This window comes from Achromobacter sp. EB05 (assembly GCF_044232075.1).
Lineage (GTDB): Bacteria > Pseudomonadota > Gammaproteobacteria > Burkholderiales > Burkholderiaceae_B > Achromobacter > Achromobacter dolens.
In genome coordinates this window covers 5,600,551-5,621,590 of record NZ_CP155917.1, presented here as the reverse complement: position 1 = coordinate 5,621,590, position 21,040 = coordinate 5,600,551, and the positions used below count along the sequence as shown (strand labels likewise).

Genomic DNA, 21,040 nt, shown 5'->3' with positions numbered 1-21,040 from the left:
AAACCCTAGGGCGCTTTGTCAACATGATGACTGTTCGCTGGCGGGGCCAGTCCGAGAATATTCGGGGCCCCAGAGCCAAAAAACCATAAGAGGAGACAGGTATGTTGTCAATGCCACGCAGGTTTTCGCGCGCTGTCCTGGCCGGCGCCATCGCCGGCGCGCTGCTGCACGCGGGCGCGGCCCGGGCGCAGATTTCCGACGACGTGATCCGGATCGGCTTCATCACCGACATGTCGGGCGTCTATTCGGGGCCGGACGGCCCGGGCGGGGCCGAAGCCATCAAGATGGCCATCGAGGAGATGGGCGGCGAGATCAATGGCAAGAAGATCGAGCTGCTGACGGCGGACCACCAGAACAAGGCGGACATTGCCTCGGCCAAGGCGCGCGAATGGTTCGACCAGCGCGGCCTGGACATGCTGATCGGCGGCACCAATTCGAGCACGGCGCTGGCCATGTCGAAGGTGGCCGCCGACAAGAAGAAGCCGATCATCGTGGTGGGCGCGGGCGCGCCGGCCCTGACCAACGAGCAGTGCACCCCATACACGCTGAACTATGCCTACGACACCGTGGCGCAGGCGCGCGGCACGGGCGCGGCGGTGGTGAAGGCGGGCGGCAAGAGCTGGTACATCCTGACGGCGGACTACGCCTTTGGCCATGCGTTGCAGGCCGATACCACCAAGGTGGTCGAGGCCGGCGGCGGCAAGGTGGTCGGGTCGGTCAAGCATCCGCTGTCGACCAGCGATTTCTCGTCGTTCCTGTTGCAGGCGCAGGCCAGCAAGGCCGAGATCCTGGCGCTGGCCAATGCCGGCGCGGACGCCACCAATGCGATCAAGGCGGCCAACGAATTCGGCCTGACCAAGACGATGCGGCTGGCCGGCATGATCATGTTCATCAACGACATCCACGCCATGGGCCTGGAGACGGCCAAGGGCATGTACCTGACCGACAGTTGGTACTGGAACGCGTCGGACGAGACGCGGGCCTGGGCGCGGAAGTTCTACGAGCGCCGCAACGCCATGCCGTCGTCGCTGCAGGCGGCCGACTATTCGGCCGCCATCCAGTACCTGCGCGCGGTCAAGGCCACCGGCACGGACGACGCCGACAAGGTGCTGGCGTATCTGCGCGAGAACAAGCTCGACGACGTGTACATCAAGAACGGCGTGGTGCGTCCGGATGGCCGCGTGGTGCACGACATGTATCTGCTGCAGGTCAAGACGCCCGAGGAATCGAAGGCGCCCTGGGACTACTTCAAGGTGGTCCAGACCATCGATGGCAACGAGGCCTTCACCACCAAGGCCGAGACCCGCTGCGCCCTTTGGAAATAAGAGAATCGCCATGGCAAAACGCAAAGTGATCGTGACCATTGCTCCCACCGGGGGCATGGCGTTCAAGAGCCAGAACCCGCATCTGCCGACCCAGCCGGCCGAGATCGCCGAGGACGTCTACCGCTGCTACAACGCCGGGGCCAGCGTGGTCGCGCTGCACGCGCGCCGCCCCGACGACCAGGCCACCTGCGACGCGGCCATCTACCGCGACATGAACCAGCGCATCCGCGAGCGCTGCGACATCGTGCTGAACAATTCCACGGGCGGCGGCGTGCACGGCGACATGGTCAGGGAAACCACGCCGGGCACCTGGGAGATCCTGTGGGAAGAGCGGCTCAAGGGCATGGACGCCGGCGCCGAGATGTGCACGCTGGACGCCACCACGCTGAACCTGGCCTTCGGCGACCGCGAATACCTGATGAATACGCCCTTGTCCCGCGCCCGCGAACTGGCGGCCGGCATGAAGGCGCGCGGCATCAAGCCGGAGTGGGAGGTGTTCAGCCCGACCCATATCCTGCAGGACGCGACCACGTTGATCAACGAAGGGCTGGATGAGGAGCCGCATTTCATCAACCTGGTGATGAATGTGCACCGCAACTTCCAGAACGCGATGCCGTTCTCGCCGCGCCATTTGCAGATGATGGTGGACCTGCTGCCCAGGAACAGCATCTTCTGCGTCAGCGGCATCGGGCCGTCGCAGCTGGAAGCCAACATCAGCGCGCTGCTGCTGGGCGGGCATGCGCGGGTGGGGCTGGAGGACAACCTGTATTACCGCCATGGCGAGCTGGCGACCAACGTGCAACTGACCGAGCGCATCGTGCGCATCATCCGCGAACTGGACATGGAGCCCGCGACGCCCGCCGAGGCGCGCGAGATCATGGGCCTGCCGCTGCGGGGCGGCGTGCGGCCGGCATTCGCGTTGTGAGACCCATGCGGCATTTTTCAAAGGACGAAGCCTGATGATCGAATCGTTGCAAGGCAAGCGGGTCCTGGTCACCGCGGGCGCGGGGGGAATCGGGCTGGCGATCGCGCGCAAGTTCCTGGCGTCGGGGGCGCAGGTGCATATCTGTGATGTGGCGGCAGAGGCGGTGCAGGCCGCCGTGCAGGCGCATCCGGGCCTGAGCGGCAGCGTCACGGATGTATCCGACGAGGCCCAGGTCCTGGCCATGTTCACGGACCTGGCCGCGCGCTGGGGCCGGCTCGATGCGCTGGTGAACAACGCTGGCGTGTCGGGCCCGACCAGCCGGCTGGAGGAGACGGACCTGGCGGCGTGGCGCGCCACGCTCGACGTCAACCTGACCGGCACGTTCCTGTGCGCGCGCAGCGCGGTGCCGCTGCTGCGCGAGGCGGGCGGCGGGGCGATCATCAATATCTCGTCGGTCGCGGGGAGGCTGGGTTTTTCGCTGCGCAGTCCCTACAGCGCCAGCAAGTTCGGATTGGCGGGGCTGACGCAGACCTGGGCGATGGAGCTGGGACCGTCCGGCATCCGCGTCAATTCGGTGCTGCCCGGCGTGGTGGCGGGCGAGCGGGTCGAGCGCATCATCGCCGCGCGCGCGGCGGCCGGCGGCGTCAGCAACGATGTCATGCGCGCGCAACTGGTGGAGAAGGTGTCGCTGCGCAGGATGACGCAGCCCGAGGATATCGCCAATCAGGTCGCGTTCCTGTGCTCGGACGAGGGCGCGATGATCAGCGGCCAGAGCATTTCGGTGTGCGGCAACGTCGAATACCTGGGGTGACGGGGCATGGCGGGCGCGGCGCCCGACAGGGCCGCCTGATCCGCGGCATGGCCGCGCGGGTCGATCGCCGCGACGGCTAGCGGCACCGCGGCCCGCCGGCGTTTCACTTTTTTTCACAAATCCCACACAAAAGGCGGCGGAACGGCCGCCGGCTTGTTTTCTATCATCCCGGGGCGCGCATCCGCCGCGGCCCGCGCGATCCGCCATTGCGGCCGTCCGCGCGTTTCCATCATCCCTCTCCGCCCGCCCTCGCTGCGCGGACGCGCCCGCCGCCGGCCCGAAGGCTACTGATGCTCAGATTTCTCATTCGTGTCGTTGTCGTGGTGCTGATCAGCCTGGGGCTGGCCTATCTGTTCGTGGACAAGGGGCTGGGGGCGCTGCTCAAGCCGATGGTCGAAGAGGTTGCCTTCCAATCGCTGCGGGGCCAGTTCTACGAGTTGCATGAGCGGTTGGACGCGGTGCCGCCGGCGCGGCGCGAAGACGTGCTGCGCGACCAGGTGCAGCCACATTACGGCATCGCGATGCGCTTGCTGCAAGCGCATCAGGTCCACCTGACCGAGGATGAGCGCGAGCAATGGCAGAGCATGGGCGTCGTGATGCGCGACGATTTCGACACCCACCTGCTGCCGTTGCCGGGCGAGCCCGCGCAGTGGCTGGAGTTGCGCCTGCCCAACGTGTTCGACACCGTGGTCGCCCTGTCCGTCTGGCTGTGCCTGGGGATCGTGGTGGCGATCGGCCTGCTGGCGCTGTGGGCGTTGCCGATGTGGCGCGACATGGACGCGCTGCGCAATGCCGCGCTGCGCATGGGGCACGGGGAACTGAGCATGCGCGTGCGCCTGTCGCGCATCGCGGGGATCCGTCACGTCGGCGAGAGTTTCAATCACATGGCCGAGCGCATTGCCGCGTTGATCGAGAATCAGCGCAGCCTGACCAACGCCGTTTCGCATGAGCTGCGCACGCCGCTGGCGCGGCTGTCGTTCGAGGTGGACCAACTGGGGCGCGGCGGCCTGCCGCCAGCGCATCAGCCGGTCTTGCGCGACATGCGCGCGGATATTTCGGAGCTGGAGAGCATGGTGGCGGAGCTGTTGGTGTACGCGCGGCTGGAACGGCCCACCGAAGAGGCCGTGCGGTTGGAAACCGTGGACACGCGCGACTGGCTGGGCGAGGCCCTGGCCCAGGTGGCGCACCAGGCCGAGGCGCGCAATGTGCGCTGCGTCGTGGCGGACGGCCATCCCCCGCACGTGTGCCTGCATCCGCGCTATATGAGCCGGGCCCTGCTGAACCTGGTGCAGAACGCGGTGCGCTATGCGCGGGGCCGCGTCGAAGTCGCGCTGACGCACACGTCGGCGGGGCATTTCGAGCTGATCGTGGACGACGACGGACCGGGCATTCCGGTGGCCGATCGCGAACGGATTTTCGAACCCTTCATCCGGCTGGATGAAAGCCGCGATCGCGGCACCGGCGGCGCCGGGCTGGGGCTGGCGATCGCGCAGCGCGTCGCGGTCGGGCACCGTGGCGCCATCAGTGTCACGGACAGCCCGATGGGCGGGGCGCGCTTCGTGTTGCGCTGGGCGGTGCCAGCGTCGGCGGCATAGCATTCGACTGGCCGCCAGGCATAGGGGTCAACCCGCAGGCGTGGGCGGTCGCGCCCGGCCCGTTGCATGGCGGATTGCATTTTGTGGCACGCGGGGCGCAAAAATGGTGTTTGATACAGGGGTTTGATTTCCCCCTCATAACGAGAACACCATGAGACATTTCCTGCCCGCCCTGGGCGCAGCCCTCGTTTTGTCCCTCGGCGCCCACGCCGCCTCCGCCCAGCAGGCACCCGCTGCCAAGCCGCCGCACGATCCCTTCTTCTGGCTGGGCGAGATCAACAAGGCCACGGCCGTGATCAACACCGACCAGGGGCTGCTCGACAAGGCCATGGCGCCGCGCCTGGCGGCGGGCGTGGCCAAGGTGGTCAATGACGGCAACCAGCCCGGCGCCAAGCGGCCGGCCAGCGTCATCACCTTCGAGCCGCTGCTGATCAAGGCCGCGGGCGAGGACGTGACGCTGCTGCATGCCGGCCGTTCCAGCCAGGACATGCACGCCACCTACCGCAGCGCCATCCTGCGCGACAAGCTGCTGGAACTGGCGGACCAGCTCAATGCCACGTCGACCACGCTGGTGGAGCTGGCCGCCAAGCACAGCGCCACCATTGTGCCCAACTACACCAACGGCGTGGCGGCCCAGCCGAACAGCTATGGCCACTACCTGCTGGGACAGGCCGCCGGCCTGGCGCGCGACGCCCAACGCATCCGCGAAGCCTACGCGCGCATCGACCGCTCGCCCATGGGCACCACCGTGCTAAACGGCACCAGTTGGCCGCTGGATCGCAAGCGCATGGCGCAGTACCTGGGCTTCACCGCGCTGGTGGACAACGCCTATGACGCCTCGCAGATCTCGTCGATGGACCAGCCGGTGGAAGTGGCGTCTATCGTCACCAGCATCGCGCTGCGCACCGGCAACTTCGTCGAGGACGTGATGACGCAGTATGCCCAGTCGCGGCCCTGGATCCTGCTGGAAGAGGGCGGCGGCAACACCTACGTGTCCAGCGCCATGCCGCAAAAGCGCAATCCGGGCCTGCTCAACGACACCCGCAGCGACGCGTCGACGGCGGTGACGCTGGCCATGGGGCCGGTGATCCAGACGCACAACATCACGCCAGGCATGAGCGACCCCAAGGACGTCAAGCAGAACTCGGCCATGGTCGATGCCGGCATCTCCGCGCTCAAGCGCTGGGATCGCGTGCTCAAGGCCATGGTGATCAGCCCGGACCGCGCGTTGGAGGAACTGAACAGCGACTGGACCGCTTCGCAGGAACTGGCCGACGTGCTGATGCGCAAGTACAAGCTGCCGTTCCGCGACGGCCATCACTTCGCGTCGGAAGTGGTGAGCTACGCCAAGACCAACAACATCAAGCCGCTGGACTTCCCGTATGACCAGGCGCGCCGCATCTACGCCGAGGCGATGAAGGGTTCCAAGTACCCGAACGAACTGCCGATGAGCGAGGCCGAGTTCCGTTCGACGCTGGACCCGGTCGCCATCGTCAAGAACCGCGCCACCAGTGGCGGCCCTCAGCCGGCGGAAATGGAGCGCATGATCAAGGAGGCGCGCGAGCAACTGGCCTCGCAGGACAAGTGGATCAAGGAACGCCGCGCCCACATCGCCGATTCGCTGGCCGCGCTGGACAAGGATTTTGACGCGCTGGTGGCCAGCGCGCCGAAGGACAAGGCCCAGTAAGCGGCCGCCCGGCCGCGCGATGCCGGGCGGCGCGCCGCGCCGGCCGGGGTCAGCGGCACGCCATCGAGTAGTCGCAGCGGATCTGGTCGGGCAGGTCGCGGCCATCGAAGCCGCCCAGGTCCTTGCCGGCAAGGCCTTGCTCGATGTCGGCCTTGACCTGCGCATAGGGTTGGGGAATCAGGTAGTAGCGGCCCGGTCGGCGTCGGTCGCCTCAGAACCCGGTGGGCGGCACGTGCACCCGGCCTTCCATCAGCACGCGCGCGCTGCGGCTCATGATGGCCTTGGTGACGGTCCATTCGCCGTCGATCAGTTGGGCCTGGGCGCCGACGCGCAGCGTGCCCGAGGGGTGGCCGAAGTTGACCTGGTCGCGCTGGCCGCCGCCGGCCGCCAGGTTGACCAGCGTGCCCGGCACGGCCGCGGCGGTGGCGATGGCGACCGAGGCGGTGCCCATCATGGCGTGGTGCAGCTTGCCCATGGACAGGGCGCGCACCAGCACGTCGATGTCGCCGGCGCCGATCTGCTTGCCGCTGGAGGATGTGTAGGCCCTGGGGCGGGCCACGAAGGCCACCTTGGGCGTGTGCTGGCGCGCGGCGGCTTCTTCCAGTTTCTGGATCAGGCCCATGCGCAGCGCGCCGTGGGCGCGGATGGTCTCGAAGCGCGCCAGCGCGGCGGCGTCGCCGTTGATGTCGTCCTGCAGCTCGGTGCCGGTGTAGCCCAGCGCCTCGGCGTCCAGGAAGATGGTGGGGATGCCGGAGTTGATCATGGTGGCCTTGAAGGTGCCGATGCCGGGCACTTCCAGGTCGTCCACCAGGTTGCCGGTGGGGAACATCGAGCCGCCGTCGCCTTCCTCTGCCGGGTTCATGAATTCCAGTTGCAGCTCGGCGGCCGGGAAGGTCACGCCGTCCAGTTCGAAGTCGCCGGTTTCCTGCACCGCGCCGTCGGTGATCGGCACGTGGGCGATGATGGTCTTCTGGATGTTGGCCTGCCAGATGCGCACCACGGCGATGCCGTTGCGCGGCACGCGGGCCGGGTCCACCAGGCCGTTGCTGATGGCGAAGGGGCCGACGGCGGCCGACAGGTTGCCGCAGTTGCCGCTCCAGTCGACGAAGGCCTGGTCGATCGAGACCTGGCCGAACAGGTAGTCGACGTCATGTTCGGGGCGGCTGCTCTTGCCGATGATGACGGTCTTGCTGGTGCTGGAAGTGGCCGCGCCCATGCCGTCGATCTGCTTGCCGTAGGGGTCGGGGCTGCCGATCACGCGCATCAGCAGCGCGTCGCGGGCCGGGCCCGGCACGCGGGCGGATTCGGGCAGGTCGTCGAGCTTGAAGAACACGCCTTTGCTGGTGCCGCCGCGCATGTAGGTGGCGGGAATCTTGATCTGGGGGGCATGGGCCATGGGGCAGTCCTGATGTCTTGGGTGGGGAAGGCGGGCGCCGCGGCGCCCGCCATGCTGTGGGGGGTCAGCCGGCCTTCTTGGCCGAACCGGCGGCCGATTCCGCTTCCAGGAAGTCCTGCGCGAAGCGTTGCAGCACGCCGCCGGCTTCGTAGATGGACACTTCCTCGGCGGTGTCGAGGCGACAGGTCATCGGCACTTCCAGGGTCTCGCCGTCGCGGCGGTGGATCACCAGCGTCAGGTCGGCGCGCGGCTTGCGCTCGCCCACCACGTCGTAGGTCTCGGTGCCGTCCAGGCCCAGCGTCTTGCGGTTCACGCCCGGCTTGAATTCCAGCGGCAGCACGCCCATGCCGATGAGGTTGGTGCGGTGGATGCGCTCGAAGCCTTCGGCGGCGATGGCTTCGACGCCGGCCAGGCGCACACCCTTGGCGGCCCAGTCGCGCGACGAGCCCTGGCCGTAGTCGGCGCCGGCCACGATGATCAGCGGCTGCTTGCGGTACATGTAGGTCTCGATGGCTTCCCACATGCGCATCTCCTTGCCTTCCGGTTCCACGCGGGCCAGCGAGCCCTGCTTCACGTTGCCGTCGGCGTCCTTCACCATCTCGTTGAACAGCTTGGGATTGGCGAAGGTGGCACGCTGCGCGGTCAGGTGGTCGCCGCGGTGGGTGGCGTAGGAGTTGAAATCCTCTTCCGGCAGGCCCATCTTGTGCAGGTATTCGCCGGCGGCGCTGTCCATCAGGATGGCGTTGGACGGCGACAGGTGGTCGGTGGTGATGTTGTCGCCGAGCACGGCCAGGGGACGCATGCCGCGCAGCGTGCGCTCGCCGGCCAGCGCGCCTTCCCAGTACGGCGGACGGCGGATATAGGTGCTCTGCGGGCGCCACGCGTACAGCGGCTCGACCGCGGCGTCGCGTTCGTTGCGCAGGCCGAACATGGGCGCGTAGACCTTGCGGAACTGTTCCGGCTTGACGGCGGCCTTGACCATGGCGTCGATCTCTTCGTCGCTGGGCCAGATGTCCTTCAGGCGGATCTCGCGGCCGCTGGCGTCGGTGCCCAGCACGTCGCGCTCGATGTCGAAGCGGATGGTGCCGGCGATGGCGTAGGCCACCACCAGCGGCGGCGAGGCCAGGAAGGCCTGCTTGGCGTAGGGGTGGATGCGGCCGTCGAAATTGCGGTTGCCGGACAGCACGGCGGTGGCGTAGAGGTCGCGGTCGATGATCTCCTGCTGGATCACGGGGTCGAGCGCGCCCGACATGCCGTTGCAGGTGGTACAGGCAAACGCCACGACGCCGAAGCCGAGTTTCTCCAGGTCTTCGGTCAGGCCGGCTTCGTCCAGGTACAGGGCCACGGCCTTGGAGCCGGGCGCCAGCGAGCTCTTGACCCACGGCTTGCGCGTCAGGCCGGCGCGGTTGGCGTTGCGCGCCAGCAGGCCGGCGGCGATGACGTTGCGCGGATTGCTGGTGTTGGTGCAGCTGGTGATGGCGGCGATGATGACGGCGCCGTCGGGCATCAGGCCCGGCTGGTTCTCGACCGTGCCGGCGATGCCGCGTTCGGCCAGGTCGGAAACCGGCAGGCGGCGGTGCGGGTTGGACGGGCCTGCCAGGGTGCGCACCACGGTCGACAGGTCAAAGCGCAGCACGCGCTCGTACTCGGCCGTCTTGAGGCTGTCGGCCCACAGGCCGGCGGTCTTGGCGTAGGTTTCCACCAGCGCGATCTGCTCGTCCTCGCGGCCGGTCAGGCGCAGGTAGTCGATGGTCTGCTGATCGATGGCGAACATCGCGGCGGTGGCGCCGTATTCGGGCGCCATGTTGGAGATGGTGGCGCGGTCGCCCAGCGTCAGGCTGGCGGCGCCTTCGCCGTGGAACTCCAGGTAGGCGCCCACGACTTTTTCCTTGCGCAGGAATTCGGTCAGCGTCAGCACCACGTCGGTGGCGGTGATGCCGGGGCCGGCGCGGCCGGTCAGTTCGACGCCGATGATGTCGGGCAGGCGCATCCACGAGGCGCGGCCCAGCATCACGTTCTCGGCTTCCAGGCCGCCCACGCCGATGGCGATGACGCCCAGCGCGTCCACGTGCGGGGTGTGGCTGTCGGTGCCGACCAGCGTGTCGGGGAAGGCCACGCCATCCTGCGTGTAGATCACCGGCGACATCCGCTCCAGGTTGATCTGGTGCATGATGCCGTTGCCCGGGGGCACCACTTCTATGTTGCGGAAGGCCTGCTTGGTCCAGTCGATGAAGTGGAAGCGGTCTTCGTTGCGGCGGTCTTCCACCGCGCGGTTCTTGGCGAAGGCGTCGGGATCGTTGCCGCCGTATTCCACCGCCAGCGAGTGGTCGACGATCAGTTGCACCGGCACCACCGGGTTGACCTTGGCGGGGTCGCCGCCCTTGTCGGCGATGGCGTCGCGCAGGCCGGCCAGGTCGACCAGCGCGGTCTGGCCGAGGATGTCATGACAGACCACGCGCGCCGGATACCACGGGAAGTCCAGGTCGCGGCGGCGTTCGATCAACTGCTTGAGCGCGTCGGTCAGCAGCGCCGGATCGCAGCGGCGCACCAGGTTCTCGGCGTGCACGCGCGAGGTGTAGGGCAGGCGGTCGTAGGCGCCGGGGGCGATGGCGTCCACGGCGGCGCGCGCGTCGAAATAGTCCAGGCGGGTGCCTTGCAGGGGCTTGCGATAGGATTTGTTCATGCCTCGGTGCGCTTCAGGTTGCCCTGAGCGATCTGTTTTTCAATGTTGAGACGGGATGCGCGGATGTGGCGGCGCATCAGGAGTTCAGCCAGCTCGCCATCGCGGTCGGCGATGGCGTCGAGAATGCGGTGATGCTCGGCATACGACTGCCGCGGGCGGTTGGGAGTGGTCGAGTACTGGATACGGTACATCCGCGCCAGTTGGTAGAGCTCGTCGCACAGCATGCGGAACAGCATCTGGTTGCCGCTGCCCTTGACGATGCGGTAGTGGAAATCGTAGTCGCCCTCCTGCTGGTAATAGCCGGTGCCGGCCTGGAAGGCCTCGTCCTTTTCGTGGGCGTGCAGCACCTGGCGCACCTGCTCGACTTCGGCCGGCGCCATACGCTCGGCCGCCAGGCGGCAGGCCATGCCTTCGAGCGATTCGCGGATTTCGTAGAGTTCGGCCAGTTCCTGCGGGCTGAGCGACACCACGCGGGCGCCGGCGTGCGGCACGCGCACCAGCAGCCGTTGGCCTTCGAGCCGGTGCAGGGCCTCGCGCAGCGGGCCGCGGCTGACGCCGTGGATGCGCGCCAGTTCCGGTTCGGAAATCTTGCTGCCGGGGGCGATCTCGCCCTTGACGATGGCGGACTGGATCTTGCGGAAGATGTGTTCCGCCAGGGTCTCGCTATCGCCGGAGGCGGCGCCGGGCAGCGTCAGCACTTTGCTCATTGTGTCAACAATCTGATGATTTTTCCAGTGAAAAACCGGTTAAGGCCCGTTCTAGGCGATTGATTGTCAACAATTTACCTTCCGTCCGATCTTGGCGCAAGCGCCCTGGGGCGCATTGGCGTCTGCGGCGAACCGGCGCTTCAAGGCGCGCCGGGGCGGCGCCAGATACGTGTCGTGGCGCATCGCGCTGGCGAAAGTGCGGGAAGTGGCCGCGGTGGACGCCGGCCAGGGCGCTCAGGGGCCGGTGTCCGGGTAGTTCGGGCCGGCGTCGTGGAAACCGCCGCTGCTGTAGGGATTGACCGCGCCCGGATGCGGCGGGCCGCCGGGACCCAGCGAGGAACAGCCGCCCAGTATCAGCAGGGCGGCCAGCAGGGCGAGTGTGCGAGTGGCGGTGGTTTGCATGGCGATCTCCGGCGGCTGCCCCTCGGCGGCCGCATACAGCTTGTCGTCACGGTTCAGTTTACGCCTGGCGCGGCCCGTCCGGGCGGTGCGCCGGCGTCACGAGCGGGGCAGGATGCCGTGGGTCGCCATCAGCGTCAGGTCGCCGCCCAGGCGGGGCTCGTCGTACGGCCCGGCGGCGTGCAGGGCGTCGAAGACGTGCGCTTGCGGCGCATGGCGGCGGTAGAACTCGACCCAGCCCGTGAATCCATGCGGCTGCCGGTCCTGCTGCGCCACCCCGGCCTGACGCGCGAACCAGGCGCTGTCGCGGTAGCCCTCGGCCACGCGCCGCGCCAGCCGGCCAAGCGCGCCGTCGCGGTAGCCATACCAGTCCTGGCCGTCTTCAAAGGCCAGCTCGGCCATTGTCACCAAGGGCGCGGCGGCATAGTCGTGATAGTGCAGCGCGCGGCCGCCGCGCGCCATTTCCATGGGCAGGCTGCCGTCGGCCTGGATGTCGTCGATGCCCTTGCGGTAGATCGCCTGCGCGCTGCGCAGCAGGCCGGCATCGCGGGTGGCGAGGGCGGTCGCCATGACGCCGACGCCGGTCCAGTAATAGTGGTTGTTGCGCTTGTGCCGGGGATCGTCCCAGTAGGCGAGGTTGGCGCGCGATAGCTGTTCGAGCCAGGAGGCGATGAGGCCGCGCTGCGCCGGCGTGGCCAGCGGCAGGGTCTTGAGATAGGCCATGGCCGCCGCGCCGTGGGTCCATTCGCGCAGGTAGTCGGCCTGGTCGTTGTTGCCGTGGATCATGCGGCCGAGCATGGCGTCGTCCTTGGCCCAGGCTGCAAGCCACGCCAGCGCGCATTGGCCGGCGGCGGCGTCGCCATGGGCCAGGTAGGCGTCGGACAGGTCGGCAATGCGGCGGGCGTAATCGTTCAGCGGCTTGGTCTGGGCCTGGTTGCGGGCCTGCAGCGCCGGGTCGATCTTCGAGTGGGCGGCGTCGGTGTAGTAGCCGGTGCCTTCGAGGTCGCGCGGGCCGGGCGGCGCCGGTTCGCACTGGCGCGGCGCGGCCAGCGACTGGGCGCCCAGCAGGATCAGCGGCAGGCAGGCGAGGTAGCGCCAGCGCGCGACGGCGGGCAGGGCGCCGCCACGGAAGGAGAAAGAAAGAGAACGCATTGCGGGTGCCTTTGCCCGGTCGGGCGGGTTGCCATTCACCCGCCTGCCCGGGGGCGGTGGTGGCCGCCGGCCTGCCGGAGGGCGTGGTGTGGTGGATCGACCGCGCGCCGGGCGGAAAGTTGCACGGCGCGCGGCGTGTCAGGCGACCGTCAGGCAGGGCGGCGCACGCGCGCCTGCTCGACGCACCAGGCGAGCCGGGGATCGCCGGCGGCCATGATGTCGGCCTCCACGTCCAGGCGCAGGCGCGGCAGCAGCCGGCCCAGCAGTTGTTCGCAATCGCGCCGCAGGTAACTGGGTTCGCCGGTGAGGCGGCCGATGAGGCGCAGCAGGGCGGCGTCGCGCGCCAGCACCAGCAACTGATAGCGGCCGCCGCCCGCGGGACGCAGCAACCAGGCGCCGGTGGCGATGCGCAGCAAGGGGTCGAGCGTGTCGGCCAGCTTGCCGAGCTCGGCGGGCGACAGGTCGTGCGGATCGTAACCGTCCGTCGCGTCGGCGCGCGAGAGGGATTGCTGCAGGGCGTCGGCCTGGCGGCGGTAGTCCTCGGCCAGTGCGTGGTCGCCCGCGCGCAGGGCCGCCAGGCTGAGGTGGCGCAGGCTGGGCAGTTGTTCCGGGCCGGCGTGGTCCGCGACGCGAAGCCAGAGGTCCGCGGCTTCCCGTGGATGCCCCTCGCGCTGGCGGCAGCGCGCCAATTGGGCCAGCAGGGCGGGATGGCCGGGCGCCAGCCGCAGGCCGTCTTCGGCCAGCAGGGCGGCGCCCGTGACGTCGTCGTCCAGGGTGCCCCGCAACCAGGCGCAGCGCGCGGTCTCGTCGGCCGACAAGGCGCGGATGCGGCGTTTGCGCAGCAGGTCGTGGTACTGGGCGGTGAGCGCTTCCCGCTCCTGGCGGACCTGCGCGGCCTCGTCAGCCGATTGCGCCGCGCAGCACGCGTCGAGCCGAGCCGCCAGGGACGCGCGCTGGCCGGACAACCAGGCCTGCGCGGCGGTGGGGGCGGCGCGGCGCCACGGCAACGGCCGGGCCGGATCGGCTGCCAGCGCGGCCAGGCGATCCGCCAGTGACGGGTGTGTATCGCCGTCGGCGGTCGTGGCGCAGAGGGCGGCGTGCAGCCAGACGCGGGCTTCGGCTTCGTCGGCAGGCGCGGCCAGCGCATCCCGCGCCGCCAACGCCGCGTAGGGCCGCGGCGGATCGCTGGCGGCGAGCAGCGCCGGCCAGGCGTCGCGCAACGCCCGCCATTGCAGCGCCATGGCCGACAGCGCCTCGGCCATGGCGGGCTGGCAGCAGACGCGCGCGGCTTCGGCATCGGCCTGGACTTCGCACTGCCGGGCGAAGTCCAGGCTGACCGCCAGGAAGCGCGGCACGTACCAGGCCACGAACAGCCGCAGCGGCGCGCTGGACAGGCGCCGGCGCCGGTCCAGCCGGCGGGCGACTTCCTGCCATTGCAGACGCGCGAAATACACGCGGCTGGCGTAGCGGCCATGACGTTGCGCGATGTGGGCGTATTCATGCGCCAGGATGGCGCGGCAGGCCGATGGCGACAGCATGTCGAGCAGCGGCAGCCCCAGCCACAGGACGTTGCGGGTCTTGCCGCCCAGCCTGCGGTGTTGGCGGATGGCGGCGTTGAATTCGCCGTCGAGATAGATCGCATCCAGCGGCGGCGCGGCCATCGCGTCGCGGATGCCGTCGAGCGCTTCGAACAGGCCGGGCGCGTCGTCAAGCCGCAGCGGCAGGCCTTCCTCGCTAGTGTCGGGGGCGGCGCTGAACGGCGTCCTGAGCATGATGACGCCGGACACTAGCGCGGGCAGCGTGAGCGCCACGCCCGCCAGGGCGGCCGCGCCCGGCAGCAGCGCCCAGGCCAGCAGCGGCAGCGCGCACAGCGCCGCGCCGCCGGCCAGCAGCACGCCGTCGCCCAAGGCCAGCCAGGCGCCGATGCGCCAGCGTTGCGGGTTTGCCCGTCTATTGTCCATGGGTGTCCGCGCGGGCGGGCTGGCGCCGCAATTGCGCATCGATGAATGCGATGATCGCCCGGGTCTGTTCGTTGTCGCCGCCGACATCGGTATTGATTTGCCCGTGATTGCGCGCCACCGGCAGCACCTGCGCCTGGCCGCCGTGCTCGCTCAACCGTTGCGCGTAGTCGCGCGAACGCTGGCATGAGTGCGGCCGCAACGACGAGCAGACCAGCAGCGTCGGCGGGTTGGGGCCGCTCAGTTGCGCGGCGGGCGAGGCGGCGCGCCAATAGGCCGGATCGTTGCCGAATGCCTTGTCATAGAACGGCGCGTGCTCGGCGGCCATGATGCCCGGCAGATCGAAGGGCGTGCCGTCCAGGATGATGTTGGCCAACCAGGGCCGGGCGCCGGTGCGCTCGCGCAGCGGGGCGTCGGCCGCCAGCAGGGCCTGCAGATGGCCGCCCGAGGAGTGGCCCATGATCAGGATGCGCGCCGGATCGGCCCGCCAGCCGGCGGCCTGGCGCTGGGCCCAGGCCACGGCCAGCCCCAGGTCCTCGGCCTGTTCCCGCGGCCCCGCGTCGGGCAGCAGGCGGGTATTGACGGAGACGACCACGAAGCCCAGCGGCAGCCAGCGCGCCAGCTTGCCCTGGATGAAATCGGGTTCGGCCTTGTCGCCGTGCAACCAGGAGCCGCCATGCACCAGCACCAGGATCGGGGCAAGCGGCGCGCCGGGCGTGGCAGGCAAGTAGACGTCGGCAAGTTGCGCGGCGTCCGGACCATAACGCTGGTCCGTGAGCGTGACGGCCGACGCCAAACCGGGCGGCAGGCAGAGCAGCGCAAGCAGGCAGAACAGGCGGAGGGCGGACATGGCGGTGGCGCGGGTGGTCGGGATGCCGGGTAATGTAGCCCGGCCGGCGCATGCGTGGGCGACGCGGAGCGGCTCTGTGGCATGCTGTGGGCTGCCCGCCGTCTCCCGACTATCACGCATGTCCAGATTCCTGTCGCGCCTGTGCGATTTCCTGTTGTTCTTCGCTACCGCGTCTTTGTTCGGCGCCTGCCTGACCGCCAAATTGCGCACGGGCAGCTATGGGTTGGAAATTCCCGAGGCGCCCTATATGTACGAGCGCGTCGATTTCTTCCTGCACGCGGCATTCGCTGGGCTGGCCGCGACGGCGGCCCTGGCGCTGGCGGAGCGATCGGCGCGCAGCCGTCTCCCGGCGCTTGGGCGCGCCGGGCTAGTCGCGGTGGCCGCATTGCTCGCCATCTACCTCGGGCCGCCGGACCCACAGGTATTCGGCGCCACCTGGGCGCGCTGGGAGGCGACCTTCGAGTTGTTCCTGGCGCAGTGGGATATCGCGCTGCCGCTGGCGCTGGCCGCCGCGGCCGTGCGCGGCGTCCTGCCCGGCGCGGCTGGATCGCCGCGCTAGCCGCGCAACCTGCGATCCAGTTCCAGCACGGTCTGGTACAGCACGCGGGTGCCGTCCAGCAACTGCGCCGGCTCGATCCACTCCTCGGGGCAGTGGCTGCGTCCGTTCAGGCAGGGGATGAAGATCATGCCGATGGGGCCGGTGGGCGCCATGTAGACGGCGTCGTGGCCGGCGCCGCTGGGCAGGCGCATGCTGGCGTAGCCGAGCTGGTCGGCGGCGGCCTGCACCGCGTCCATCACCAGCGGCGTGCAGTCGGTGGGTTGGGCCCGGCTCAACTGCGCGAAGCCGGCGGTCAGGCGCAGGGCCTTCAGGTCGGCGGCCACGCCGGCCATCAGGGTTTCGGGGAAGGCGTCCAGCACCGCGTTGCTGTCGCTGCGCATTTCCAGCGTCAGCTCGACGCGGCCGGGCACGGCGTTGGCGGCGTTGGGCGTCATGGCGAGCTTGCCGACGGTGGCGACCACGTAGTGCGGATGGCCGCTGGCGGCGCTGGCCTGGCGGCTGGCGGCGTCGATGATGCGGGCCGCGCCGACCAGCGCGTCGCGGCGGATGTCCATGGGCGTGGTGCCGGCGTGGTCGGGCTGGCCTTCGACCGTGATCAGCACGCGGCGGATGCCGACGATGTTGGTGACCACGCCGATGGGCAACTGGCGGCTTTCCAGCACGGGACCTTGTTCGATGTGCAGTTCGACGAAGGCGGCGGTGCCGTCCGGGCCGCGCAGGGGCCGGGCCAGCGCGCTGGGATCGCCGCCGATGCGGGCGATGCCCTGCGCCAGCGTCTCGCCGTCGGCGTTGCGGGCAGCCAGCATGTCGGCGCTGAGCTGACCGCTCAGGGCGCGGCTGCCGACGCAGGAGATGCCGTAGTCGCTGGGTTCTTCCGACAGGAAGTCGATGACCTCGAACGGGTGTTCCAGTTCGATGCCGTGTTCCCGCATGGTGTGGGCGACCTCGATGCCGGCCAGCACGCCGATGATGCCGTCGAAGCGGCCGCCGCTCATCACGGTGTCGCAGTGCGAGCCGGTGGCGATGGCCTTGCGGTGCGCGTTGCGGCCGGCGCGCGTGCCGATGAGGTTGCCGCCGGCGTCCAGGCGGGAGGCCAGGCCGGCGGCCTCGAACTCGCCGCGCAGCCACTCGCGCGCTTGCAGGAACAGCGGCGAAAAGGCGCGCCGGGTCCAGGGTTGGTCGGGCAGGGTGTAGCGCGACAGGGTCTCGACGCGGGCCCAGAGGCGTTCGGCGTTCAACGGCGGAAAGGACATGGCCATGCCGTTCATGCCTTGCGCGGGCGCAGGAAGCGGCCGTCGCCCGGGTTGTTGACGATGCGGCGGCCGTCATAGACCTGCTGGCCGCGGCACCACGTGCCCGCCACGCGCACGGTGAACTCGCGGCCTTCGAACGAACTCCATTGCACCGCCGACAGGCTGGTGGACGGATCGTAGGCATGGCGTTCCGGCGTCAGGATGACGATGTCGGCGTCCTTGCCGACCTCCAGCGTGCCCTTGCGGTCGTCCAGCAGGAAGTGGCGCGCGGGGTTGTCGCACAACTGGCGCACCACCATCGACGGCGAGATGCCGTGTTCCTCGCAACCGGTCCAGAAGGCCGGCAGCAGCGTTTCCAGGCCCGGGCCGCCGGACGAGTTCTTGAAGACGTTGGGGTTCTGCTTGCGCTCCAGGCCCCAACTGACGTGATCCGACGACACGAAGGTGCATTCGTCGTTGGCGATGTGGGTCCACAGCAGGTCGACCTCGGCCTTGGGGCGGATCGGCGGGTAATGCTTGGTCTTGGCGCCGAAGCGGCGCGTGTGTTCCTCGTGGTTCAGCATCAGGTACTGCACGCAGGTCTCGATGCTGGCGCGGTGGCCGTTGCGGCGGTACATGTTGCAGATCTCGAAACCGCGCGAGGTCGAGACGTGCACCGCGTGGGCGCGGGCGCCGGTCTCGGCGCCGATCTCGTAGATCAGCGCGGTGGCCAGGTTCTCGATCAGCGGCGTATGGGCGCGCATGAAGGCATCCCAGCCGGTGTCGTCGGCCTCGATCAGGCGGGCGATGTTCTTGCGCGTCATCTCCTGCATCTGGTTGTGCACGCCGCACACCAGGCCGGACGGCGCGATCAGGCGGAAGGCCTCGTAGAGGTCGTCTTCCTCGATGCGCGGGAAGCGGCCCGGGGTGGCTTCGAAGGTGGAGAACTTGAAGGCACAGACGCCGCCTTCGATCAGGCCGGCGGCGGCCGCCAGGCCGTGTTCCTTGTTCAGGGTGCCGAACAGCCCCACGTCCACGTGGCAGTCGCGCTCGACCTCGGCGATCTTGGCGTCCAGGTGCGGGCGCGAGGCGACCGGCTCGGGATCGTCGTAGGGCATGTCGACCATGACCGTGACGCCGCCGGCGGCGGCCGCGCGCGAGGCCCAGCCCAGGCCTTCCTGGTTGGCCTGGCTGCCGGAGTGCACCTGGCCGTCGACCACGCCGGGAATGATCCACTGCCCGCTGGCGTCGACGCTGTCGCGCGCCGCGGGGGGCGCGCCGATGCCGCGCGCGGCGATCCTGCCGTCCCGCACGGCCAGCCAGCCGTTTTCCACGATACCGTGCGGATCGACGATATTGCCGCGCACCACCCAATCGAAATCGCTCATGACCCCTTCCATCCAATGAAGAACTGTAGGGCAGTGTAGTAAGCGCGATTCAAAACGTCTTATGCTTATATGTGCATGGGAATTAACATCAGGTTAAGCATATGAAATTGAATCTGCGCCAGATCGAGGTCTTCCGCGCCATCATGTTGAGCGGCTCGATCAGCGGCGCTTCCAAGCTGCTGTTCGTGTCCCAGCCGGCCGTCAGCCGGCTGATCGCCTACACCGAGCAGCGCCTGGGCCTGATGCTGTTCGAGCGCATCAAGGGGCGGCTCTACCCCACGCCGGAGGCGCGTCGGCTGTTCGTCGAAGTGACCGCGCTTTACCAGAACGTGCAGCGCGTCAACGAGGTGGCCGACAACCTGGCCGAGAACCGCGAGGGCCAATTGCGCCTGGCCTGTAGCCCGAGCCTGGGCCAGTCGCTGCTGCCGCGCGCCATCGCCCGTTTTCGCCAACTGCATCCGGAAATCCGCATCGTGCTGCAGACGCAGATTCCGGCGGCGATGGAACAGTCGCTGCTGACCCAGCAGGTCGAGCTGGGCGTGGCCTACATGCCCGTGAACCATCCCAGCCTGGCGACCCGGCCGCTGTACGAGAACCGCATCGTTGCGGTGCTGCCCGCCGGCCATCCGCTGGCCGGACGCCGCCAGGTCACCGCCGCCGAACTGGCGCGCGAGCCGCTGATCGGCTACAGCGCCGACATTCCCTTCGGTATGCTGGTGCACAAGCTGTTTGGCGCCGAGGACGCGCAGCCCGAGCCGCGCATCGAGGTGCAGCAGGCGCACGTGGCCTGTGCCCTGGTGCAGGCCGGCGCCGGCGTGGCGCTGGCGGACGAGATCACCGTGGCCGGGCCGATCTGGTCGGATGTGGTGACGGTGCCGATCGCCGACACGGTCAACGCGCCGGTCAACGTGTTCCACCTGCAATTGCAGCCGCTGTCGCGGCTGGCGCAGGCCTTCATCGACGTGCTGGTGACGCTGGATCTGCCTGCCGGCGCCTGATCTTCCCCCCCCGCCGCCGCCTGGGGATATCCCTAGGTCCGTTCCGTCCCGCGATTGCCCCTTGCCCGGGGCGCGCCCCACCATTAACCCAATGTTATGAACAAGGCATAAAAGGTAATACGACATTAAAGGGATTGGTTCCTATGATGCGCTCGTCTGTCCAGCGCGCACGCCGCTGGCGCTGCTAACGCAATCGGGAAAGGAAGGGTGCAGCAATGGGAAGAATCTTGACGATGCGGGACGTCGAGGCCGCGGTCAGGGGCGGCTCGGTATTCGCCTGTGGCGGGGGCGGCTGGGCCGAGCATGGCCGCGAACTGGGATCGCTGGCCGTGACCATCGGCCGGCCCGAGCTGGTGTCGATGGACGAAGTGCCCGATGACGCCTGGATCGCCACCGCCGCCGCCATTGGCGCGCCGGGCGGCCTGACCGACTGGCAGATGCTGGGCATCGACTACGTCAAGGCGGCCGAGCGCCTGCAGGATGCGCTGGGCGAGCGCCTGTATGGCCTCATCATCGGCCAGAACGGCATGTCCAGCACGCTCAACGGCTGGCTGCCGTCGGCGGTGCTGGGCACCAAGGTGGTGGACGCGGTGGGCGATATCCGCGCCCATCCCACCGGCGACATGGGCTCGCTGGGCCTGGCCGGCAGCCCCGAGCCGATGATCCAGTGCGCCGTGGGCGGCAACCGCGCCAACAATGCCTATATGGAGCTGACCGTGCACGGCGCCACCGGCAAGGTCTCGCCGGTGCTGCGCCGCGCCGCCGACATGGCCGGCGGCTTCATCGCCAGTTGCCGCAATCCGATCCGCGCGTCCTACGTGCGGCGCCACGCCGCGCTGGGCGGCATCAGCCGCGCGCTGGCGCTGGGCGAGGCGATCCTGGCGGCGCAGCCCAAGGGCGGCAGCGCCGTGATCGATGCCATCTGCAAGGCCACGCAGGGCGAGATCATCGGCTCCGGCAAGGTGGCGCGCAACACGCTCAAGTACACCGAGGAAGCCTTCGACATCGGCACCGTCGAGATTGGCGAAGGCGCGGGCAAGCGCGTCATCCACGTCATGAACGAGCACATGGCCGTGACGGACGCGCAGGGCGAGCGCATCGCCTGCTATCCGGACGTGATCACCACGCTGGACGCCGACGGCAATCCGGTCAGCGCCGGCAAGCTGCGCGAGGGCCTGCAGGTGTCCATCCTGCACGTGTCCAAGCAGCACATCCCGCTGTCATCGAGTGTCACCGACGCGTCGGTCTACCCCATCGTCGAGAAGGCACTGGGCATGGACTTCACCGGCTACGCGCTGGGCGGAGTCGGCAAGAAGGACATCGACCGCATCGACACGATGGCGACGCGGGTTTGAAAGGCAACACATAACAGCCC

General features: G+C 69.0%; 17 protein-coding genes. 8 read left to right on the top strand and 9 right to left on the bottom strand.

Features of this window, described 5'->3' with window-relative positions; genetic code table 11:
* Positions 1-101 precede the first annotated feature (101 nt).
* The 5 genes from AAID08_RS25595 (at position 102) to AAID08_RS25575 (ending at position 6,343) form a co-directional block, all read left to right on the top strand.
* Positions 102-1,325 carry an ABC transporter substrate-binding protein gene (locus AAID08_RS25595; RefSeq protein ID WP_100507583.1) on the top strand — a complete coding sequence of 408 codons (1,224 nt, stop codon included), beginning with the start codon at positions 102-104 and terminating at the stop codon, positions 1,323-1,325.
* Between the two features lie 10 nt (positions 1,326-1,335).
* Positions 1,336-2,250 (top strand): 3-keto-5-aminohexanoate cleavage protein, encoded by a 915-nt coding sequence (locus AAID08_RS25590; protein WP_049076344.1) that lies wholly within the window; start codon positions 1,336-1,338, stop codon positions 2,248-2,250.
* A gap of 34 nt (positions 2,251-2,284) precedes the next feature.
* The gene (locus AAID08_RS25585) at positions 2,285-3,061 is read left to right on the top strand and encodes an SDR family oxidoreductase (protein WP_395757074.1); all 777 of its coding nucleotides are present in this window, start codon (positions 2,285-2,287) and stop codon (positions 3,059-3,061) included.
* A 290-nt stretch (positions 3,062-3,351) separates the two neighbouring features.
* Positions 3,352-4,656 (top strand): ATP-binding protein, encoded by a 1,305-nt coding sequence (locus tag AAID08_RS25580; protein ID WP_395757073.1) that lies wholly within the window; start codon positions 3,352-3,354, stop codon positions 4,654-4,656.
* Positions 4,657-4,807: 151 nt separating this feature from the next.
* Positions 4,808-6,343, top strand: coding sequence for an argininosuccinate lyase (locus AAID08_RS25575; protein WP_395757072.1), 1,536 nt, complete (start codon positions 4,808-4,810; stop codon positions 6,341-6,343).
* A 211-nt stretch (positions 6,344-6,554) separates the two neighbouring features.
* Here AAID08_RS25575 and prpF read toward each other — a convergent pair whose 3' ends face one another.
* The 7 genes from prpF to AAID08_RS25540 all read right to left on the bottom strand — a co-directional run bounded on the left by prpF (position 6,555) and on the right by AAID08_RS25540 (position 15,488).
* A complete protein-coding gene (gene prpF / locus AAID08_RS25570; RefSeq protein WP_054500591.1) occupies positions 6,555-7,739 on the bottom strand; it encodes a 2-methylaconitate cis-trans isomerase PrpF in 1,185 nt (394 codons plus the stop codon).
* A 64-nt stretch (positions 7,740-7,803) separates the two neighbouring features.
* Entirely contained in the window at positions 7,804-10,422 is a 2,619-nt protein-coding gene (gene acnD / locus AAID08_RS25565) for a Fe/S-dependent 2-methylisocitrate dehydratase AcnD (RefSeq protein WP_395757071.1), read from the bottom strand.
* Entirely contained in the window at positions 10,419-11,129 is a 711-nt protein-coding gene (locus AAID08_RS25560) for a GntR family transcriptional regulator (protein ID WP_049076328.1), read from the bottom strand. The genes acnD and AAID08_RS25560 overlap by 4 nt, the downstream gene beginning before the upstream one ends.
* Positions 11,130-11,363: 234 nt before the next feature.
* Positions 11,364-11,531 carry a hypothetical protein gene (locus AAID08_RS25555; RefSeq protein WP_116791614.1) on the bottom strand — a complete coding sequence of 56 codons (168 nt, stop codon included), beginning with the start codon at positions 11,529-11,531 and terminating at the stop codon, positions 11,364-11,366.
* 96 nt (positions 11,532-11,627) lie between these two features.
* Entirely contained in the window at positions 11,628-12,680 is a 1,053-nt protein-coding gene (locus AAID08_RS25550) for an alginate lyase family protein (protein WP_144655585.1), read from the bottom strand.
* 149 nt (positions 12,681-12,829) lie between these two features.
* The gene (locus tag AAID08_RS25545) at positions 12,830-14,641 is read right to left on the bottom strand and encodes a M48 family metalloprotease (RefSeq protein WP_395757070.1); all 1,812 of its coding nucleotides are present in this window, start codon (positions 14,639-14,641) and stop codon (positions 12,830-12,832) included.
* The gene (locus tag AAID08_RS25540; protein ID WP_395757069.1) at positions 14,631-15,488 is read right to left on the bottom strand and encodes an alpha/beta hydrolase; all 858 of its coding nucleotides are present in this window, start codon (positions 15,486-15,488) and stop codon (positions 14,631-14,633) included. The genes AAID08_RS25545 and AAID08_RS25540 overlap by 11 nt, the downstream gene beginning before the upstream one ends.
* A 118-nt stretch (positions 15,489-15,606) precedes the next feature.
* Between AAID08_RS25540 and AAID08_RS25535 the strand changes: the two genes are divergently transcribed.
* On the top strand, positions 15,607-16,047 hold the full coding sequence (locus tag AAID08_RS25535; protein WP_054500595.1) for a hypothetical protein: 441 nt from the start codon (positions 15,607-15,609) through the stop codon (positions 16,045-16,047).
* Here AAID08_RS25535 and AAID08_RS25530 read toward each other — a convergent pair.
* Together AAID08_RS25530 and AAID08_RS25525 are read right to left on the bottom strand one after the other, a co-directional pair.
* A complete protein-coding gene (locus AAID08_RS25530) occupies positions 16,044-17,306 on the bottom strand; it encodes a Zn-dependent hydrolase (RefSeq protein ID WP_395757068.1) in 1,263 nt (420 codons plus the stop codon). The two genes, AAID08_RS25535 and AAID08_RS25530, sit on opposite strands and share 4 nt — an antisense overlap.
* 5 nt (positions 17,307-17,311) lie before the next feature.
* Positions 17,312-18,667 carry a dihydroorotase family protein gene (locus tag AAID08_RS25525; protein WP_054500597.1) on the bottom strand — a complete coding sequence of 452 codons (1,356 nt, stop codon included), beginning with the start codon at positions 18,665-18,667 and terminating at the stop codon, positions 17,312-17,314.
* 101 nt (positions 18,668-18,768) lie between these two features.
* Here AAID08_RS25525 and AAID08_RS25520 point away from each other — a divergent pair, with 101 nt between their 5' ends.
* A complete protein-coding gene (locus tag AAID08_RS25520; RefSeq protein WP_049076313.1) occupies positions 18,769-19,665 on the top strand; it encodes a LysR family transcriptional regulator in 897 nt (298 codons plus the stop codon).
* Between the two features lie 215 nt (positions 19,666-19,880).
* Positions 19,881-21,020, top strand: a complete 1,140-nt coding sequence (locus tag AAID08_RS25515; protein WP_395757067.1) for a DUF917 domain-containing protein — start codon at positions 19,881-19,883, stop codon at positions 21,018-21,020.
* The last annotated feature ends 20 nt before the right edge of the window (positions 21,021-21,040 follow it).

Excerpts from the sequence above, each read along its gene's own strand:
- AAID08_RS25595 (WP_100507583.1), top strand. The coding sequence starts at position 102 with ATGTTGTCAATGCCACGCAGGTTTTCGCGCGCTGTCCTGGCCGGCGCC.
- AAID08_RS25590 (WP_049076344.1), top strand. The coding sequence starts at position 1,336 with ATGGCAAAACGCAAAGTGATCGTGACCATTGCTCCCACCGGGGGCATG.
- AAID08_RS25585 (WP_395757074.1), top strand. The coding sequence starts at position 2,285 with ATGATCGAATCGTTGCAAGGCAAGCGGGTCCTGGTCACCGCGGGCGCG.
- AAID08_RS25580 (WP_395757073.1), top strand. The coding sequence starts at position 3,352 with ATGCTCAGATTTCTCATTCGTGTCGTTGTCGTGGTGCTGATCAGCCTG.
- AAID08_RS25575 (WP_395757072.1), top strand. The coding sequence starts at position 4,808 with ATGAGACATTTCCTGCCCGCCCTGGGCGCAGCCCTCGTTTTGTCCCTC.
- prpF (WP_054500591.1), bottom strand. The coding sequence starts at position 7,739 with ATGGCCCATGCCCCCCAGATCAAGATTCCCGCCACCTACATGCGCGGC.
- acnD (WP_395757071.1), bottom strand. The coding sequence starts at position 10,422 with ATGAACAAATCCTATCGCAAGCCCCTGCAAGGCACCCGCCTGGACTAT.
- AAID08_RS25560 (WP_049076328.1), bottom strand. The coding sequence starts at position 11,129 with ATGAGCAAAGTGCTGACGCTGCCCGGCGCCGCCTCCGGCGATAGCGAG.
- AAID08_RS25555 (WP_116791614.1), bottom strand. The coding sequence starts at position 11,531 with ATGCAAACCACCGCCACTCGCACACTCGCCCTGCTGGCCGCCCTGCTG.
- AAID08_RS25550 (WP_144655585.1), bottom strand. The coding sequence starts at position 12,680 with ATGCGTTCTCTTTCTTTCTCCTTCCGTGGCGGCGCCCTGCCCGCCGTC.
- AAID08_RS25545 (WP_395757070.1), bottom strand. The coding sequence starts at position 14,641 with ATGGACAATAGACGGGCAAACCCGCAACGCTGGCGCATCGGCGCCTGG.
- AAID08_RS25540 (WP_395757069.1), bottom strand. The coding sequence starts at position 15,488 with ATGTCCGCCCTCCGCCTGTTCTGCCTGCTTGCGCTGCTCTGCCTGCCG.
- AAID08_RS25535 (WP_054500595.1), top strand. The coding sequence starts at position 15,607 with ATGTCCAGATTCCTGTCGCGCCTGTGCGATTTCCTGTTGTTCTTCGCT.
- AAID08_RS25530 (WP_395757068.1), bottom strand. The coding sequence starts at position 17,306 with ATGGCCATGTCCTTTCCGCCGTTGAACGCCGAACGCCTCTGGGCCCGC.
- AAID08_RS25525 (WP_054500597.1), bottom strand. The coding sequence starts at position 18,667 with ATGAGCGATTTCGATTGGGTGGTGCGCGGCAATATCGTCGATCCGCAC.
- AAID08_RS25520 (WP_049076313.1), top strand. The coding sequence starts at position 18,769 with ATGAAATTGAATCTGCGCCAGATCGAGGTCTTCCGCGCCATCATGTTG.
- AAID08_RS25515 (WP_395757067.1), top strand. The coding sequence starts at position 19,881 with ATGGGAAGAATCTTGACGATGCGGGACGTCGAGGCCGCGGTCAGGGGC.